The following is an 847-nucleotide window of genomic DNA, read 5'->3' on the forward strand; positions in this document are numbered from 1 at the left end:
ATCGCAAATTCAGTGACATCTGTATAACACTTCTTAAGAGGCTGTGACGCTTCAAATGAGCGATTAATCAGATTAGCGGCTTTCTTGCCAACCTCACCTTTGTAAGAAGAATACTGACGCTTGCGACGAATTCTAGCTTGTAACCCTAGAACTCTCATCAACCGTTGCACCTTCTTATGATTAATCACATATCCTTGATTTCTGAGTTCCAAGGTGATACGACGGTAACCATAGTTCCCTTTATGTTCTCGATAGATAGCTGTGATGTCATCTTTAACTGCACTATCTTTATCATCAGCCAAGCGTTTTTTATGGTAATAATAGCTAGATGATGGCAACTTTAACACACCTAGTAAAACGGTTAATGGAAACTCAACCATTAATCCTTGAATAATCTCTGTTGCTCTTTGAGCCTTGCTTCGTCCCTTAGACGGTACTCTCTCAGCTTTTTTAGCACAGCATTCTCCGCTCTAAGGTATTCATTCTCATATTGAAGACGCTCAAGCTCTGTCATCTCTTCTGGTTTTTTCTTTGGTTTACGGCCCATCTTTTTTGGTCTCCCTCTTGTTTTCTCAACAATAGTATACCCGTTTTTCTTGTATTGTGCTATCCAATTAGAAAGCATGCCATAGTTTGGTAGGGCATAATCTAATGAGACTTGCTTGATAGACCTATTTTCTAGTAAAACCCCATCAATGATTTCTTTCTTTAGTTCAGGAGGATAGTAGCTATTCTTTCTTTTTCTAACACTCTCAACACCATATCTATCCATAAGCTTTACCAAGTACTTGAGACTGGCAAGATTAACATCGTATGCTTCACTAATTTGAGACCAGCTTCTTCCATT

1 pseudogene is annotated in these 847 nt (G+C 38.7%); it reads right to left on the reverse strand.

Features of this window, described 5'->3' with window-relative positions:
• Positions 1 to 847 (reverse strand): annotated as a pseudogene (locus N7659_RS08090) (IS3 family transposase); the annotation flags it as partial.

This window comes from Streptococcus sp. CSL10205-OR2, assembly GCF_025660655.1.
GTDB lineage: Bacteria > Bacillota > Bacilli > Lactobacillales > Streptococcaceae > Streptococcus.